This is a genomic window from Oceanobacillus longus (assembly GCF_042650085.1).
Lineage (GTDB): Bacteria > Bacillota > Bacilli > Bacillales > Amphibacillaceae > Oceanobacillus > Oceanobacillus longus.
This window is the reverse complement of the sequence record NZ_JBHSAO010000008.1, coordinates 387,530-404,106: the sequence shown is the minus strand read 5'-3', so window position 1 is coordinate 404,106 and position 16,577 is coordinate 387,530. Positions and strand designations below refer to the sequence as shown.

17 protein-coding genes are annotated in these 16,577 nt (G+C 37.9%); 14 read left to right on the top strand and 3 right to left on the bottom strand.

Annotation, left to right across the window (positions count from 1 at the left end; all coding sequences use genetic code 11):
- The first annotated feature begins 13 nt into the window (after positions 1-13).
- The 5 genes from ACFOUV_RS12595 (at position 14) to ACFOUV_RS12575 (ending at position 3,441) form a co-directional block, all read left to right on the top strand.
- Complete coding sequence (locus ACFOUV_RS12595; RefSeq protein ID WP_379497122.1) at positions 14-1,486, top strand: amidase; 1,473 nt, start codon at positions 14-16, stop codon at positions 1,484-1,486.
- Positions 1,487-1,932: 446 nt separating this feature from the next.
- Complete coding sequence (locus ACFOUV_RS12590) at positions 1,933-2,208, top strand: hypothetical protein (RefSeq protein ID WP_379497121.1); 276 nt, start codon at positions 1,933-1,935, stop codon at positions 2,206-2,208.
- A gap of 125 nt (positions 2,209-2,333) precedes the next feature.
- A complete protein-coding gene (locus ACFOUV_RS12585) occupies positions 2,334-2,519 on the top strand; it encodes a hypothetical protein (RefSeq protein WP_379497120.1) in 186 nt (61 codons plus the stop codon).
- Positions 2,520-2,531: 12 nt separating this feature from the next.
- On the top strand, positions 2,532-2,786 hold the full coding sequence (locus tag ACFOUV_RS12580; protein ID WP_379497119.1) for a spore coat protein: 255 nt from the start codon (positions 2,532-2,534) through the stop codon (positions 2,784-2,786).
- A gap of 202 nt (positions 2,787-2,988) precedes the next feature.
- A complete protein-coding gene (locus tag ACFOUV_RS12575; RefSeq protein WP_379497118.1) occupies positions 2,989-3,441 on the top strand; it encodes a GNAT family N-acetyltransferase in 453 nt (150 codons plus the stop codon).
- Positions 3,442-3,581: 140 nt separating this feature from the next.
- On the opposite strand, the gene ACFOUV_RS12570 is transcribed toward ACFOUV_RS12575, so the two are convergent.
- Positions 3,582-3,941: a winged helix-turn-helix transcriptional regulator gene (locus tag ACFOUV_RS12570; RefSeq protein WP_379497117.1), complete on the bottom strand. Its 360-nt coding sequence runs from the start codon at positions 3,939-3,941 to the stop codon at positions 3,582-3,584.
- A gap of 126 nt (positions 3,942-4,067) precedes the next feature.
- Between ACFOUV_RS12570 and ACFOUV_RS12565 the strand changes: the two genes are divergently transcribed.
- The 6 genes from ACFOUV_RS12565 to ACFOUV_RS12540 all read left to right on the top strand — a co-directional run bounded on the left by ACFOUV_RS12565 (position 4,068) and on the right by ACFOUV_RS12540 (position 9,877).
- Positions 4,068-5,126 (top strand): LLM class flavin-dependent oxidoreductase, encoded by a 1,059-nt coding sequence (locus ACFOUV_RS12565; RefSeq protein ID WP_379497116.1) that lies wholly within the window; start codon positions 4,068-4,070, stop codon positions 5,124-5,126.
- Between the two features lie 12 nt (positions 5,127-5,138).
- Positions 5,139-5,705: an NADPH-dependent FMN reductase gene (locus ACFOUV_RS12560; RefSeq protein ID WP_379497115.1), complete on the top strand. Its 567-nt coding sequence runs from the start codon at positions 5,139-5,141 to the stop codon at positions 5,703-5,705.
- Between the two features lie 701 nt (positions 5,706-6,406).
- On the top strand, positions 6,407-6,634 hold the full coding sequence (locus tag ACFOUV_RS12555; RefSeq protein WP_379497114.1) for a hypothetical protein: 228 nt from the start codon (positions 6,407-6,409) through the stop codon (positions 6,632-6,634).
- A 126-nt stretch (positions 6,635-6,760) separates the two neighbouring features.
- Positions 6,761-6,982, top strand: a complete 222-nt coding sequence (locus tag ACFOUV_RS12550; RefSeq protein ID WP_379497113.1) for a heavy-metal-associated domain-containing protein — start codon at positions 6,761-6,763, stop codon at positions 6,980-6,982.
- 158 nt (positions 6,983-7,140) lie between these two features.
- Positions 7,141-9,042 (top strand): heavy metal translocating P-type ATPase, encoded by a 1,902-nt coding sequence (locus ACFOUV_RS12545; protein ID WP_379497262.1) that lies wholly within the window; start codon positions 7,141-7,143, stop codon positions 9,040-9,042.
- A 118-nt stretch (positions 9,043-9,160) separates the two neighbouring features.
- On the top strand, positions 9,161-9,877 hold the full coding sequence (locus tag ACFOUV_RS12540; protein WP_379497112.1) for a Crp/Fnr family transcriptional regulator: 717 nt from the start codon (positions 9,161-9,163) through the stop codon (positions 9,875-9,877).
- Positions 9,878-10,034: 157 nt separating this feature from the next.
- Here ACFOUV_RS12540 and ACFOUV_RS12535 read toward each other — a convergent pair whose 3' ends face one another.
- Positions 10,035-10,562: a ribonuclease H-like YkuK family protein gene (locus ACFOUV_RS12535; protein ID WP_379497111.1), complete on the bottom strand. Its 528-nt coding sequence runs from the start codon at positions 10,560-10,562 to the stop codon at positions 10,035-10,037.
- 156 nt (positions 10,563-10,718) lie between these two features.
- On the opposite strand from ACFOUV_RS12535, the gene ACFOUV_RS12530 reads away from it, so the two are divergent.
- Entirely contained in the window at positions 10,719-11,114 is a 396-nt protein-coding gene (locus ACFOUV_RS12530; protein ID WP_379497110.1) for a hypothetical protein, read from the top strand.
- A gap of 51 nt (positions 11,115-11,165) precedes the next feature.
- On the opposite strand, the gene ACFOUV_RS12525 is transcribed toward ACFOUV_RS12530, so the two are convergent.
- Positions 11,166-12,137 carry an L-lactate dehydrogenase gene (locus tag ACFOUV_RS12525; protein ID WP_379497109.1) on the bottom strand — a complete coding sequence of 324 codons (972 nt, stop codon included), beginning with the start codon at positions 12,135-12,137 and terminating at the stop codon, positions 11,166-11,168.
- Between the two features lie 938 nt (positions 12,138-13,075).
- On the opposite strand from ACFOUV_RS12525, the gene cydD reads away from it, so the two are divergent.
- Both cydD and cydC read left to right on the top strand, forming a co-directional pair.
- On the top strand, positions 13,076-14,806 hold the full coding sequence (gene cydD / locus ACFOUV_RS12520) for a thiol reductant ABC exporter subunit CydD (protein WP_379497108.1): 1,731 nt from the start codon (positions 13,076-13,078) through the stop codon (positions 14,804-14,806).
- Complete coding sequence (gene cydC, locus ACFOUV_RS12515; protein ID WP_379497107.1) at positions 14,803-16,524, top strand: thiol reductant ABC exporter subunit CydC; 1,722 nt, start codon at positions 14,803-14,805, stop codon at positions 16,522-16,524. The genes cydD and cydC overlap by 4 nt, the downstream gene beginning before the upstream one ends.
- The last annotated feature ends 53 nt before the right edge of the window (positions 16,525-16,577 follow it).

The following is a 16,577-nucleotide window of genomic DNA, read 5'->3' as shown; positions in this document are numbered from 1 at the left end:
AAAGGGATATGATATGAAAAATCGACTGATGGAGTCAGATTGGTTGATCGAAGCAACAATCGATGAACTGCAGCAAAAATTAAATACCTTTGAAATAACTTCAAATGAGTTAGTTTATATGTACCTACATCGAATTGCGGAATATGACAAGGCAGGACCTGTTCTGAATTCTGTACTTGAAATTAATCCAGAGGCCCTTCAGCAAGCAGCGGCTCTTGACTATGAAAGAAAAACAAGAGGGAGCAGAGGTGCATTGCATGGAATCCCGGTATTAATTAAAGATAATATTGAAACGAATGATAAAATGCATACAAGTGCTGGATCGATTCTGTTAGCAGAATCCTATGCCAAGGAAGATGCTTTTATCGTGAAATTGCTTCGAGAGGCTGGAGCGATTATTCTTGGGAAAACCAATCTGACAGAATGGGCGAACTTCATAGCTGAAAATATGCCATCTGGCTATAGTTCACGAGGTGGGCAGGTAATCAATCCTTATGGGAAAGAGTTTACAGTAGGAGGATCGAGTTCTGGTTCGGGGGCAGCAATTGCAGCCAGTCTTGCTACGGTCTCCATAGGTACAGAAACATCGGGATCTATAATAAGTCCAGCAAGTCAAAATTCTTTAGTGGGTATCAAACCTACAATTGGTTTGGTTAGTCGTACAGGAATCATTCCTATCTCCCATACACAGGATACTGCTGGGCCAATGGCTAGAACGGTAAAAGATGCTGCAATCTTACTTCGTTTTCTGCAAGGGAAAGACGATAAGGATCCGGTGACTTTAAGCAATGAACTTCTTCACGTTGATTATACAACCCATCTTTTGAAAGACGGCTTAAAAGGAAAGAAAATAGGAATTGCACGGCGTCCTTATTTTAATGGCTTAAGTGAATCCATGCTTCAGGTGTTGGATCAGGCAATTGCAAAAGTTAAAGAGTTGGGAGCAGATGTCATCGACCCTGTTTCTATTCCCTCGGCTGATGAAAAATGGGATATAAACGTCATGAAGTATGAATTCAAGAGTGATTTAAATGCATATTTAAAAACAATACATCCTAAACACGGTCTTCATTCGCTTGATGATGTCATTCACAAGAATGAGGAAATCGGTGAAAAAGCGTTAAAATATGGCCAGAAAATAATGTTGGATGCTGCAAAAACAAGTGGGAATCTTACAGATGCTGCCTATTTGAAAAGCTTACTGAAAGATGCATATTTATCCAGGGAAAATGGTATCGATGCAGTATTGAAAACAAATGATCTTGATGCCATTGTCTTTCCAAGTTATTATGGATCATCGATAGCAGCTAAAGCAGGTTATCCGTCCATCACCGTTCCAGCAGGATACACAGATGAAGGTGAACCGGTTGGCATCACTTTTACATCAACAGCCTTCAGTGAACCAACATTACTCGAAATAGCATACTCATACGAACAAGCAACGCAACATCGAATTATTCCTCCATCTTGCTTGCTGGATAATTGATTAATTTCAATGGAACTCTCTAAGTAAAAATTAATTCATGTCGATTTTCAGCTTAATATTTCAATTTTTTAGAAAGCTGGTTAATATATTTGATTGTCTTTCAGCTTACAGAAAATGCAATGATTATTCTTATACTTGGTATTTTAATAATTGTTGATTTATATCATTCTTTTTACAACTCAAGTTTAGCAAAGCTAAGTAAGTCAACTAAATTTATATCGATAGTAGCAGATAAATGGTAATGTGAATGAAGATGGTAACACGAGATATTCCTCGTCTTTAAGGCAATTTTTGTCTAAGGGCGAGGATTTTTTGTTTTTATTATTCAATCGTAGGAGGAATTAGTGAAAAAAATAAAAGTGTTAAACGATTACCTGCACATAATACATTAAATCTGAGGGACAATAGATAAAGAATTTTATTGATTTCAAAAACGGAGGGTATATATGGTAGAGCAGAACATACATCAGCAATTACAGCAAGCAAGTCAGCAAATAAAAGAAGCGCAAGATGCAATTCTAAGGGCACAAGGTTACGATCGCCAACTATTGGAACAAGCAGAGCAGCAACTGCAGCAAGCGGAACAGGAATTGGAAAATACAAAAAACCAGGCAGGTACAGGGGCAACAGAGAATCCACAATTTCAACAAGCATACGAAAAACTGCATGATACAAGACAACAAGTAAAAGAAGCACAACAAAATATTAATGATGTTCTATAAGAGATGATCGGAAACTTCGTGGAGGTTTCCTATTTTATTTGTACAGTAAACTTCTTTCTTTTTTATGGAGTATTTCTTTTTTTGTAATGGGTAAATTAAAGGTGATCATGAAGGAGGGATAAGTTATGAATAACTTAACAGAACTTGAAGTTGAACATCTGCGCCATATCATTGGTGGGCATGGTACGGTAGCGACTAAATTGGATAACTATGCACAAAGTTGCACAGATCCAGAGTTTAAGACCATTTTACAAAGAGATGCACAAGCAGCAAGACAAGCCAAACAACAATTAATGAGCTTTTTAGGATAAGGAGGAATACCAATGTTACAAGACAAAGATATGGTCAATGATTATTTAGCAGGTTTAAATGCTAGCTTGACAGGATATGCTGGCTACATTAGTGAATCCAATAATGCTGAATTAAGACAAACGCTGATTCAATTAAGAAATCAAGATGAAGTTCGCCAACGAACACTCTATGATTTTGCTCTTCAAAAAGGCTATTATCAGCCTGCTGCTCCAGCTTCACAAGAAGTTGTTCAACAGTTAAAAACGCAATTGAATTCTGGACAGTAACACATAAATCTTTGGTCTAATAATTAAAACAAGCAGTGCTTACTAAATGATACAAGTAGCACTGCTTGCTTTTTTTGTTCCTGAAATTATTGCTTCACTTCTCAAGATAAGTGTAAAATGAAGATAAACAGTATTTTCTTAAACTTCCGTGTAACGGGTGTTGTAATACATATTTAAAAACTATTGGAGAGGAAGATGGTTTTTGGCAACGATTGAACGTGCAACAAAGGAAGACGCAAATGTAATTTTGGAGATACAAAAACTTGCTTATATTAGTGAAGCAGAACTATACAATGATTATGATATCATGCCTTTAAAAGAAGATATCGAAACTGCTGTCCGATCATTTGAAAAGAATGTTGTGCTAAAATATTTCAACGAGGATGGTAAAATTGTTGGTTCCGTCAGAGCATTTGGGGAGAATGGGGACTGTCACATTAATAAGCTCATGGTACATCCCGAATATCAGAATCAGGGTATAGGGAGAAAATTGATGGAGGAAATCGAAAAGTACTTTAATCATGTTACGTTTAAACTGTTCACGGGCAGCCGCTCAACGAAGAATATAGCACTTTATGAAAAACTTGGTTACAAAGGATACAAAACAGAAAAGTTGGATATTGAGGATACGGTGTTTCTATTTATGGAAAAGTAAAAGGACTCCGGAAAAAACGGAGTTCTTTTAATTATATAATATGAGTTTACATATTCTCCAAGCTTTTATTAGCATTATTTTCAGTGACGACTAGTGAACAGGACAGCAACAAGCGCTTCTCCTTATACTAGCCTCCTATGTTAAGCTTTATCTTTCACATTATCATGTTTCATTTTTTTCATTTTATGCAATGTGTGATTTGTACCCCATTCGTGCATGGCTTCTAAAATTGGTTCCAGGCTTTTGCCATATTCTGTAATGGAATACTCAACTTTTGGAGGAACTTGTGGATAAACAACGCGTTGTATAATATCTTCTTCTTCCAGTTCCCGTAACTGTTTGGTTAGCATCTTTTGTGTGATTCCAGGCATGCTACGTTTTAATTCACTAAAACGTTTTGTACCCTCCTGCAGTAGATGTAATAAAATAATCGGTTTCCATTTTCCGACTAAAATACCTAAGGCATCTTCTACACGGCAATATTCTGGTACCTTTTCCATATAACATTCTCCTTAGTATCTTTTTGTATACTATACCACTTTTAAGTGCGTACTTACTATCATTATTAATATATTATATAATAACATTAGAAAGTACATCGTTGGATAGAAGGGTTGAGTCATAAAATGGAGAAATATCGTATTGATCAAAGTAAAGGATTAGAGTTCGGACTTTATACATTGGGAGACCACATACCAAATCCATTAACAGGAGAGAGGATTTCTGCAGAACAACGTATTCATGAAATCATTGAATTAGCTCAGTTAGCTGAGCAGGCAGGGATAGACTTTTTTAGTGTGGGTGAAAGTCATCAGGAGTATTTTGCAACGCAAGCGCACGCTGTTGTTTTAGCGGCGATTGCTCAGGCTACAGAAAAAATTAAAATTGCTAGCTCGTCTACGATTATCAGTACATCTGATCCGGTGCGTGTGTATGAGAATTTTGCTACACTTGATTTGATTTCCAAAGGTCGAGCAGAGATTATTGCTGGCCGTGCATCTAGAGTGGGGCTATTTGATTTACTAGGCTATAATCTTCGGGATTATGAAGAATTATATGAAGAAAAGTTTGAGTTGTTATTAAAGATTAATAGGGAAAAAGTTGTCAATTGGAGTGGAGAGTTCCGCGCACCATTAAAAAATGCAGAAGTTATTCCCCGTCCGCAAAACGGTTCTATGCCGATTTGGCGTGCTGTAGGTGGACCACCTGCCAGTGCAATTAAAGCGGGTTACGCAGGTGTGCCAATGTTCTTGGCTACTTTAGGTGGACCAGCTACCAGCTTTAAGTATTCCATTGATGCTTACCGTGAGGCTGCGAAAAGCAGTGGTTTCAATCCATCGGAGCTTCCGATATCTACTGCTGGTTTCTTCTATGCGGCTGAAACAACACAACAGGCCCAGAAAGAAATATATCCACACGTTAACCAGGGAATGGAGCTCATTAACGGTCGGGGCTACCCGAAACAGCAATTTGCTCAAGGAGCGGATAAGCGAGATGTGATGAATATTGGTAGCCCGCAACAAATTATCGAGAAAATTCTTTATCAGCATGAACTATTTGGTCATCAGCGTTATATCGCACAAATGGACTTTGGTGGTGTACCATTTGATAAATTAATGAAAAATATTGAGTTGATCGGTACAGAAATTCTACCGGCAATCAAAAAATATACGGCACAAACGTAAGGAGTTGAGATAATGAAGGTTGTTGGAGTATCCGGTTCCCTCGTGGGGTCAAAAACAAAAACGGCAATGGAATATACCGTTAAAGCAGTTACTGAAAAGTACCCGGAAGCTGATGTGACATTAATTGATTTGGCTGATTATGATATTCAGTTCAGTGATGGGCGTAATTATTTGGAGTATACAGGTGATACAGGATATGTAACGAAAACTTTGATGGAAGCCGATGCCATCATTTTCGGTACACCAATTTTCCAAGCGTCTATACCAGCCACATTAAAAAACATCTTTGATTTACTGCCAGAGCAGGCTTTTCTAGATAAGGTTGTCAGTATGGTTGTAACAGCAGGTTCGTCAAAGCATTATTTAATTGCAGAAAATCAATTAAAACCTATTTTGGGTTATATGAAAGCACAAATTGTTCAGACATATGTATTTATTGAGGAAAAGGATTTCTATCGAAAAGAAATTACGAATGATGATGTGTTATTCCGTCTCGATCGCTTGGTTGAAGATACAGTAGTATTAACGAAAACATACACCGAAATTCGTGAAGCGAAAGAAGCAGAATACGGATTTTGAAAATCAATCTGAACAGATGTTATACGAAGAATACTTGATAAAGAGCGCTAATCTGCAGAAAAGGATTAGTGCTCTTTATTTACTTAGAATCTCTCTAATACACTTTTTAACTTAAGTAATAAAAAGGCTTTTATATCATCACAGAGTCGAGATAAAATGCGAACTAACTTTAGTTATATTTTCAGGAGAAATGCGCTCGTTCTGCCGTCCGGGATCGCTCTGGGCGGATGCGCATCCTTAGGGCACGCCCTCAGCCCCGAAGAGAAAACCACTCTTCTGGTCTTCGAACACGTGCTTTTCCCGCAGGAGTCACCGCCCAGAGCGATGCCGGACTGTTGAAGATGTGTGATGAGATTTTTATAACAATCAAACCAGCTCTGGGAAATATACGAAGACTCCAGTGGGAGGAAAGGCATCGGTGAGACCTCGGAGTGCGAAGCACGAGGAGGGCTCACCAGCCGCCCACGAACCGCAAGTATATTTCCCAGAGCGGTCGCCGAAGTTTATCTTACTTCGGAGTTTATAGTAAATCCGAAGATAATAAGCAACAAAATTAACGAAGAGAGCTTTGGAATTTCAATTTGTCTAGACTACTGCCTAGCGCGATTTTTAATTCAAAGTTTAACTTGCACAGGCAAAAAAGCGTAAAAAAACAGAAACTTTTTAAGTGATTATTCGTAGGAAAGTATAGGAGGTGCAACATGAAAAGATATTTCGCATTTATTATCAGTTTTATTCTATTATATTTTGTCGTCCAGATCGGAACAGGTTTATTACTTACATATGGTTATACACCAAACATGTTTTCAATTGATGGAAATCATAGTCAGCAAGTAGAATTTGGATTCGTTTCTGGATTGCCGCTAATGCTTATTTTATTGATTGCTACTCTAGCCCATTTCATAGCTCAGAAATTAGTGAAATCGTAAAAATGTACCGAATTGTGCATTTGAATTAATTTTATATGTAAAATACTCCAAAACTTGATGCTAATCAAGTTAATTTCATGAAATACGCATTACAATAGGGATATAAATAAGAAGGAGGAAAACAAAATGAGTAAAGGCGTATTTCAATTAGAACCCCTAAGTTGCCCATCATGTATTAAAAAGATTGAAACAACATTAAGTAAAACAGAAGGTATTGAATCTGCTAAAGTTTTATTCAATTCCAGTAAAGTACGAGCAGAATTTGATGATACTAAAATTGAAGCAAGCAAAATAGAAGAGACGATTAGTAAATTAGGTTATCCAGTGAAATCAACAAAGGTTTCTTAATATAGGATTTTAAGAGAAAGGCATTTGAAATTCATAAAGAATTTTCAAATGTTTTTCTTTTTTTATGCCAAAATTGATTTTGGTCAATTTTTTTTAACAAGAATAGCAATACAATGAAGACAGAAAGAAAACAACAGAGGAAAGGAGAAAAGGTAATGATGATAAAGACAATCAATAAATACAAAAATCACATAACAGCATTATCAGCAATTTTAATTGTACTTGGTTTTACTTTTGGATTAATTGGAAATGGAGGAGACCTCAAAGATCTTACATTAATTGCAGCGACCATAATCGCTGGTGTACCTATTTTCATTAAAGCTTATCAGGCACTTCGAATGAGAGCGTACAGTATTGAATTATTAGTAACGATTGCTGTGATCGGTGCGTTATTTATAGGAGAATACGTTGAATCAGCAATCGTTACATTCCTGTTCTTGTTTGGTGATTACTTGGAAGTACGTACGTTGGAAAAGACGCGTTCATCGTTAAAAGAACTGGTCGATATGGCTCCACAAGAAGCGGTTGTTATCCGAGATGGACATCAGTTGACGATTCCAGTGGAAGAAGTGGTTACAGGAGATCATGTTATTATCCGTTCTGGTGGGAAGGTTCCTGTGGATGGCAGAATCCTATCCGGTCGGGCCTCTTTAAATGAAGCAGCAATTACAGGTGAGTCCGTACCTGCTTCAAAGGAGCTGGATGATCAGATTTACAGTGGTACGATAGTTGACAATGGCTATATTGAAATGGTTGCTGAAAAAGTTGGCGACGATACGACGTTTGCTAAAATAATCGAGCTTGTTGAAGATGCACAGGAATCAAAATCTAAAACAGAAAAATTCCTTAATAAGTTTGCAAATGTATACACACCAGCAGTTGTCGTATTATCCGTTCTTGTCTATGCGATTTCTCGAGACATGCATTTAGCCATCACATTTTTGGTAGTCGCTTGTCCTGGTGCGTTAGTTATTGGAGCGCCTGTTTCAAATGTAGCGGGTATTGGAAATGGAGCTAAAAATGGTGTCCTTGTAAAAGGTGGAGAAGTCATGGATAATTTTTCCAAAGTGGATACACTTATTTTTGATAAAACGGGTACATTAACAAAAGGGAAACCCGAAGTTACGGATATAAAAACATTTAATAATCAGGATTCGGATGAACTCTTAGGCTTGGTCGCAACGGCCGAGACAATATCGGAACATCATTTAGGTCAAACGATTGTAAAAGAGGCAAATGTGAGAAATGTGATGCACCGTAGTGAACCAAAGAACGGAGAAGTTACTAAAGGGAACGGGATTCGTGCAACTGTCGACAATCACCAATTAATCATTGGAAACCGTAAATTAATGAATGCGGAAAACATTGACGTGCCAGCAGATGTCTTGGCATATGCTACCGGTCGTGAAAAAGCTGGCAACACAGCAATTTTCGCTGCCGTAGATGGTATCGTTTCTGGTATCTTCTCCATTGCGGATCAAATTCGTGAAGATGCACCGAGAGCTTTAGCTGAAATGAGAAAAAATGGAATTAAAAAAATTGTAATGCTGACGGGGGATAATCAACATACAGCTGAATTGGTTGCAACGAAGTTAGGGTTGGATGAATTCCATGCAGAATTATTGCCAGAAAATAAAGTTGAATTCGTGAAAAAATTAAGAAGTGAAGGAAATGTAGTTGCCATGGCGGGAGATGGAATCAATGACGCACCGGCCATTGCAACAGCAGATATTGGTCTTGCGATGGGAGAAGGCGGCACAGATATATCTATGGAAACTGCAGATATTGTCTTAATGGCAGATAAACTGATGCAATTCTCACATGCATACTCCCTATCTAAAGCAACGATTCGTAATATGAAGCAAAATACATTCTTTGCGGTGGCAATTGTAGGTTTATTATTGGCTGGAGTTCTTGGTGGGACCGTACATTTGGCATCAGGCATGTTTATACATGAAGCAAGTGTACTGCTTGTTATTCTAAATGCGATGCGGTTAATTCGTTTCAATCATAAAAGCAGGAAGGCAGAAGCAAACCTGCAAACAGCCCATGCATCGTAAATCCTTTACATGAAAGCAATTAAATTCTACGATAGATATACACATCAAAAATACTAAAAATACTAAAAATAATAATAGAAATAAAGTCAACTAGTAAATAGCGGAAGGAGTGAAGCAAATGAGTAAAGATGAACCGTATTCTCAGACACACTGCATTCATCATACCAATGAAGCGAATCAATCGTGTGTTTCATTGGTACCGATTTTTAATCATCTCGAAAACGACCAAATGAATGAAATAATGACAACAGCACAATCTGTTTCATTTAAAAAAGGTGAAATGATTTACCATGCAGGTGAACAATCGGATTCCTTATATATTGTGAATAAAGGGAAAGTGAGAATCTATCGATTATCAGAATCTGGAAAAGAACAACTGGTACGTATATTAAATACAGGAGAATATACGGGAGAATATGCACTATTTAATGAATCCAATCACGAATCATATGCAGAAGCGATAATGGATACAAGTATTTGTAAAATTAAACGATCCGATTTACAAATGCTGCTTTTAAAATATCCCTCCATTTCCTTTAAAATACTCACAGAGTTTTCGAAAAGGCTGGACCAGTCAGAAACACAAACCACCCGCTTTGCGACTGAAAAAGTAGAGACTAGAATAGCACTTTTTTTAGCTGAGTGTGTGGATAACGAAGCACAAACGGACGAATTTATATTGCCGATGAGTAAAAAAGATTTAGCTTCTTATTTAGGAACTACACCTGAAACCATTAGCCGCAAATTGGCAGATCTTGAGGAACAAGGACTAATTAAGCAAAAGTCACATAAAAGGATTGAAGTTTTTGATTTAGATGGGCTGCTCCTAGTGTGATACGTGGACATACTTATAGTAAATTGGAAAATTCCAATCTTATCCATTTACTATGTTTGCTCAGGCCAACTGGATATCTTTGTTTGATTTTTTACACGCCCTGAAGTACACCATTCGGGCGTTTGTTTCTTTTTCACCCACATGAGAGTCATTCCAGTTATTTTGTGAAATGATTCGCGTAAGAACTTGCGACAAAAGAATCCGGTTTGATTTTTGGTTCAATCCCTAAAGTTTCCATTCGCAATACCATTTCATCGACAAAGATTTTTGTTTTATTTCTGCTTCCAGAGCCAATGTCAATATGACCTTCAATCGAGAAGGATGCACCTTTATATATATTTGGTAAAATAATGTCAATTAATTGTTCTTTCTTTTCGTCGCTGAACATAGAAACTACTTCTTCTGTTAATGTCGTTTCTAAGGAGATTCTCTCATGAAGATTAATCATCTTCCTTGGTACCATTACTTTTCGAATACAGGCCCAGGCACCCTTCGTTTTACAATGAATAACAATACCGGTTATGAATCTTGTATATTCTGGGTGGACTTGCGAATCGGTACCAAACATCAGTTTATAGCAGCCATTAGGGTCTTTTTCTATAAATTGTTTAATATACTGAAACACCTGACTGAATGACATATTCTTTCTGCTCAAGTTTTGAAAATCATTATTTAACGTATCCATTAATTAAATAGCCTCCTACTAGGATTGGAGTTATTAATTATCTGCAACCTATACTATAATTATAAGTAATACATGTTTAAAAAATTCCTAAATAAATGTAAATTACCATGCTGATTGAAAAATTGGTTTGGAGAATAAATAAGTTGGAGGTTTCAGGTGAAAGAAATAGTTATAATACTAGCAGAAATCGTCAATCAAATACATGATATTTTAGTAGATACGTTTGGCTTAACCATGTCGGATAAAGAACTGCATTTTTGGGTCATTGGTGTAATCGGAATGGCTACTTTTTTCGTCGTTTATTTCTTTTTCAAACTTCTGGAAAATATGAGATGGAGTACAACCATTTTTTCATTTATTTATACGTTTACCATCATGATTGTAATTGTGTTTACGATAGAGCTTCAGCAGGCCATAACGAATAGAGGGAACATGGAATTTGCTGATGCAGTAATGGGCCTATGGGGCTTTATAGTCATGTTTTTTATCTACGCAGTTATTGCGTTGATTATTTACCTCTTTGTAAAATTTTATAAAAATAGAAGAAGGTAGCAATAACAAAAAAACGAGCATTGGGCTCGTTTTTTATTTGTATAGGATTAGCTATTTCGTTTTACATTCCTCAAAATGTGGTGCTAGGATATCCTTTAATACGTTGACACTGTTGCTGAATTTGTTTTTCTCATCCTGATCAAGGTCGATTTCTACAATCTCCCGGATTCCATTCCGGTTAATGACTGCGGGTACACCAATATAGACATGGTTTTCTCCATAGCTGCCATCCAAATGAGCCGATATTGTCAGAATGGAGTTTTCGTTTGAAAATATTGCCTTTGTAATCCTGGCAAGTCCCATAGCTATTCCGTAATAAGTTGCACCTTTGCTTTGGATAATGGAGTAGGCAGCGTCCCTAACATTAACAAAAATTTCATCAAGATCTTCTAGCTTATATTCATCATTCCTGTTAATAAGTTTTCGAATTGGTGTCGTTCCTATACTGGCAGAGCTATATACAGGTAGTTCGCTGTCTCCATGTTCTCCGACAATATAGGCGTGCACATTATTCGGTGCCACTTTAAAGTATTCACCTAATGAATAACGAAATCTTGCTGTATCCAATATTGTACCTGAACCAATAACACGTTCTTTTGGCAGACCACTGAATTTCCATGTAGCATAAGTAAGAACATCGACAGGATTGGTTGCTACAAGGAAAATGCCATCAAAGCCACTACCCATAACTTGATCTACAATGCTTTTAAAAATTTTTAAGTTCTTTTCCACCAAATCAAGTCTAGTTTCTCCAGGTTTCTGATTGGCACCAGCACAAATTACAACTAAGTCTACATGCTTACAATCTTCGTATGTACCAAAACGAATGTTCATGGGACTTGGCGCAAAACCTTTTCCATGATTTAAATCAATTACATCTCCTTTTGCTTTATCCTCATTTAAATCGATCATTACTAAATCATTCACGATTCCCTGATTCATTAAAGCAAATGCATAACTAGATCCAACAAATCCTGTTCCGATTAAAGCTACCCTACTGATACGTACATTATTGTCTATCATGATAATGACCTCCTATTTTTAAAATACCTTTATTTATATTGCCCTAAACCTTATAAAGTTTCACGTATAATAATAACTGTGGGAAGTTTAGAATGTCTCTACTAATCACCTTGCTAAACTTGGTAAAATAAGGCTATTTTAATGTTTGTTGATTTATAATCTTCACTATTGAGATAAAATGCGAAGTAACTGCTATCTATGTTAGATCCTATCTATAAAGCGACGTAACTTCTGGGTGGTATTCTAAGATGTGTGCTATTGCTGTCGTCCGGAATCGCTACGGGCGGATGCTTTCCGCGGGCACGGCCTCAGCCCTGAAGAGAAACCGCTCTTCTGGTCTTCGGACACGTGCTGGGACTGCGATTACTCGCCCCACCGAAAACATTTGTTCCCGCAGGAGTCACCGCCCTTCGCTCATCCGGACTGGTGAAGCTGTAGTAGGTTATTTTATCTATTAGCAAGTTTAGTCATTGTCAGCAACCTTCCAGCTCTGGGAAATATACGAAGACTCCAGCGGGAGGAAAGGCATAGGTGAGACTCTGAAATGCGTTAGCATGAAGAGGCTCACCAGCCGCCCGCGGAAAGCGAAGTATATTTCCCAGAGCGGTCGCCGAAGTTTATCTTACTTCGTATCATTTAAGAGTAAATTGAATCTATCTGAGGGAGTTTATAGAAAATCCGAAGTAAGAAAAGTAACTAAATTAATGAAAAGAGATTTGGTAATCCGGAATGCTTAGGACAAAACAGTTATCCAAAGTCAACCGGAGCAGTGTATCACGATTCCTCCTCATAATGTATCCATATCATTCTGCGAAAGTTGAATGATAATAAAATCGACATTTGTGTTAACTCAGGGTAGTTGAATTTACTACAATGAGGCAAATCATGTATACTTATGTGAAGGTGTTCACTAACCTGATTGCATAGGAGGCATAACAATGAACAAGCTTAAAGAAATGACGATGGAGCAGAAAAGTAAATTGGTCCTTCTGATCATTTTAGCTATAATATCAGGTTTTGCGATAATCGGACAAGGTTATTTATTTGTTATGATTGTCGATCGTATATTTTTGAAGGGTATTTCCTTTTCTGAAATTATACCACTATTAGTAGGACTAGTGGCAGTTCTTTTAACTAGAACCTTTTTCACTTATTTGAGTGGGAGAACAGGGATTAAGATGGCTTCGATCGTGAAGGGGAAATTAAGACAGTCCCTTTTAAATAAATTTTCGAATAACCCCAGGCAAGCATCGTTGCATGGGCAGTCCGGACAAAAGGTGAGCGTAATGATGGATACGGTGGATGAAATCGACAGTTATTATAGCAGCTATCTTCCACAAGTCATCCAGTCATCCATCATCCCAATCATGCTTCTTATTGTCATTTTCATGGAACACTGGACAACAGGTGTCATTATTCTGGTTACGGCACCATTTATCCCGATTTTTATGATGGTTATTGGTTTTAAAACGAAAGATAAATCGGAAGAACAACTTGATAAAATGGCTGCATTTTCAGGGACGTTTCTTGATACATTACAGGGTTTGACAACACTTAAATTGTTCGGACGTTCCGAGCAGCAAAGAGATAAAATACGAAAAAGCAGTTTGGATTTTCGTGATGCAACAATGGAGGTACTGAAGGTAGCCTTCTCCAATTCGTTAGCACTTGAATTTATATCCATGCTAAGTATTGGTCTTGTGGCACTGGAAGTTGCAGTGCGGATGATTATTTTTCAGGATATCACATTTTATACCGGTTTCTTAATGCTAATTCTTGCTCCGGAGTTTTATACCAAATTGAAGGATTTAGGTAGTGCCTTTCATACTGGAAGAACGAGCATGGGGGCTGCGAAGAAATTGGAAAATGAGTTATCTGAACAGGAACAGGCAGTTGAATGGGGAGAAGCGTCTATTCCAACGAATCAACCACCGTCCATTGAACTGGTTGGCGCTGGGTTTAGCTATGAATCGAACGGGTTTGCTGTTAAAAATATCCGTACGGTCATTCGTCCTTTTGAACAGGTTGCAATTATAGGTAAGACTGGTGCGGGAAAATCGACACTTCTGAATATGATTGCAGGTCTTGTTTCACTAAAAGAAGGAGAAATGTGGATCAATGGAGAAAAAAGAGAGCGAATAAGGGAAAAATCCTGGTTTGATAGCCTGAGTTATATTTCCCAGGACCCATACCTTTTTTCAGGAACAATTGCGGATAACATCGCAATTGGTTCCATAGAGGAAACGACACGTGAAGAAATAACCAAAGCAGCTGAGAAGGCAGGGGTAAATAAACTAATCGATACACTTGAAAAAGGGTATGATACACCAATTGGCGAAGCAGGAAGAGGAATCTCTGGTGGCGAAAAACAGCGGATTGCTATTGCAAGAGCCTTTTTAAAACGTCCCTCTATCATTCTTTTTGATGAGCCAACTACGGGATTGGATTTGCAAACAGAGCAAATCCTCCAATCATCTATCAAAGAACTTGGAAAAAATTCAACCGTTATTACCGTTGCACATAGACTGCACACGGTTAAGAATGCAGATAAAATCTTGTTGCTCGATAACGGAGAACTACGTGCATCCGGTACCCATACAGATCTGTTAGAGTCAGATGAAATGTATCGAACTATGGTAACTGTACAGCAGGGAGGGAAAGCGCAATGAAAGGTTTAAAGTCTGTGATTCTCGTTTTGCTGAAGGAAAAAAAGGATATTGTTCTTTCCATTATCTGTGGAGTTATTGCCGGAATTACTGCTGTCGGTCTTTTTTCATCTAGTGGATATTTAATTTCACAGGCCGCACTTGCTCCGCCTATTTACACATTAATGGTGCTTGTTGCCGTCGTTAAACTACTTGGAATTATTTCCGCATTAAGCAGATACGGGGAGAGATATTATTCCCACCGAGGAACATTTACGATGCTTGGCAACTTGCGTGTGTCTTTTTATGAAAAACTCGAGCCACTTGCTCCAGCCATCTTTCAAAAATATCGAAGTGGGGATTTGCTTTCCAGAATCGTTGGTGATGTGGAGACATTGCAAAATTACTTCTTGCGGGTTTTCTATCCACCAATCGTTATTGTACTTGTATTTCTCGTTACTATATTTTTTACAACATTCTTATCCATCGAAACGGCATTTATACTCGTTGTTGGGTTGCTATTGACAACTTTTGTTGTTCCAGCACTCTTTGGTTACGGTCAACGAAAAGTGGATCGTAAAGTGAGGCAGCAAAGAGGGAAACTATCCACAGATGTCACGGAGTTTTTATATGGTTTTCGAGATTTGAAAATATATCAGCAAGTCTATGACAAAGAAAAGGATTTAATCCAGTCATCGAATAATTATGTGGAGGAGCAGGAACGGGAAAGCATCCATCATTTGTTTAGTGAATCGGTCAATACCTTTATATCACTTCTTGTTTCTGTAACTGTTCTGGCAGTGGGAGCTTACTTGGTTACTGAGGGGCAATTGGACGGCATATTTCTTGCATTGCTTGTCATGATATCACTGACGGTATTTGAAAATACAACTGCCATGGCTGCGTATCCAAGTCATCTGCAGGATAGCAGACAAGCTGTAGCGAGATTGGATACAGTTGTAAAGGAAGAGGACCAATTGCCGCAAAATCAGACGGAAACGATGGAGCAAGGAATCGCTCCCTCCATTGAATTTAAAAATGTAAGTTTTTCTTTTCCTGGAGAATCAGGTGATACACTGAAAGATATATCCTTGAATCTTCCAGCAGGATCCAAAACGGCAATCGTTGGACCTAGTGGTTCAGGTAAATCTACAATTATACAACTGTTACTGAAAATATACCCTGTCCGCAATGGGGATATCTATTTCAATAACCAATCCTTCTTGCAAGCAACACAGGAAAGCGTCTGGGAAAATGCCAATGTTGTACTACAATCGAATCATTTTTTCTATGGGACCATTAGAGAAAATCTTGAACTTGCGAAGGACGGCTTGAGTGATGTAGAAATGAAGGAAATACTCCGAAACGTAGAGCTCAGCCATTTGGATCTGGATGATCAGGTGCTGGAAAAAGGGGGAAATCTTTCGGGTGGAGAGAAGCAACGTTTAGCAATAGCCAGAGTAATGGCACGGAAAGCCCCTTTCTGGTTATTGGATGAACCGACCTCATCGATTGATGTAATAACAGCGTCTAAACTGTATCAGAATCTTTTTGAAGTCGCGAAAGATGATACCGTTATTCTTATAAGTCACCGACTTACAGGTCTAGAGAAAATGGATCAAATTATCGTAATGGAACAGGGAACAATTATTGAATCCGGAACTTATGAAGAATTGATGAATCAAAAAGGCTACTTCCAACAGATGAAAGAGATTGAAAAGAGTGTATTTCTAGGGGAGTAGGAGCACTTATGGGAGTCGGAAATCTCCTCTATACCCATAAGAAAAAGGCAGTC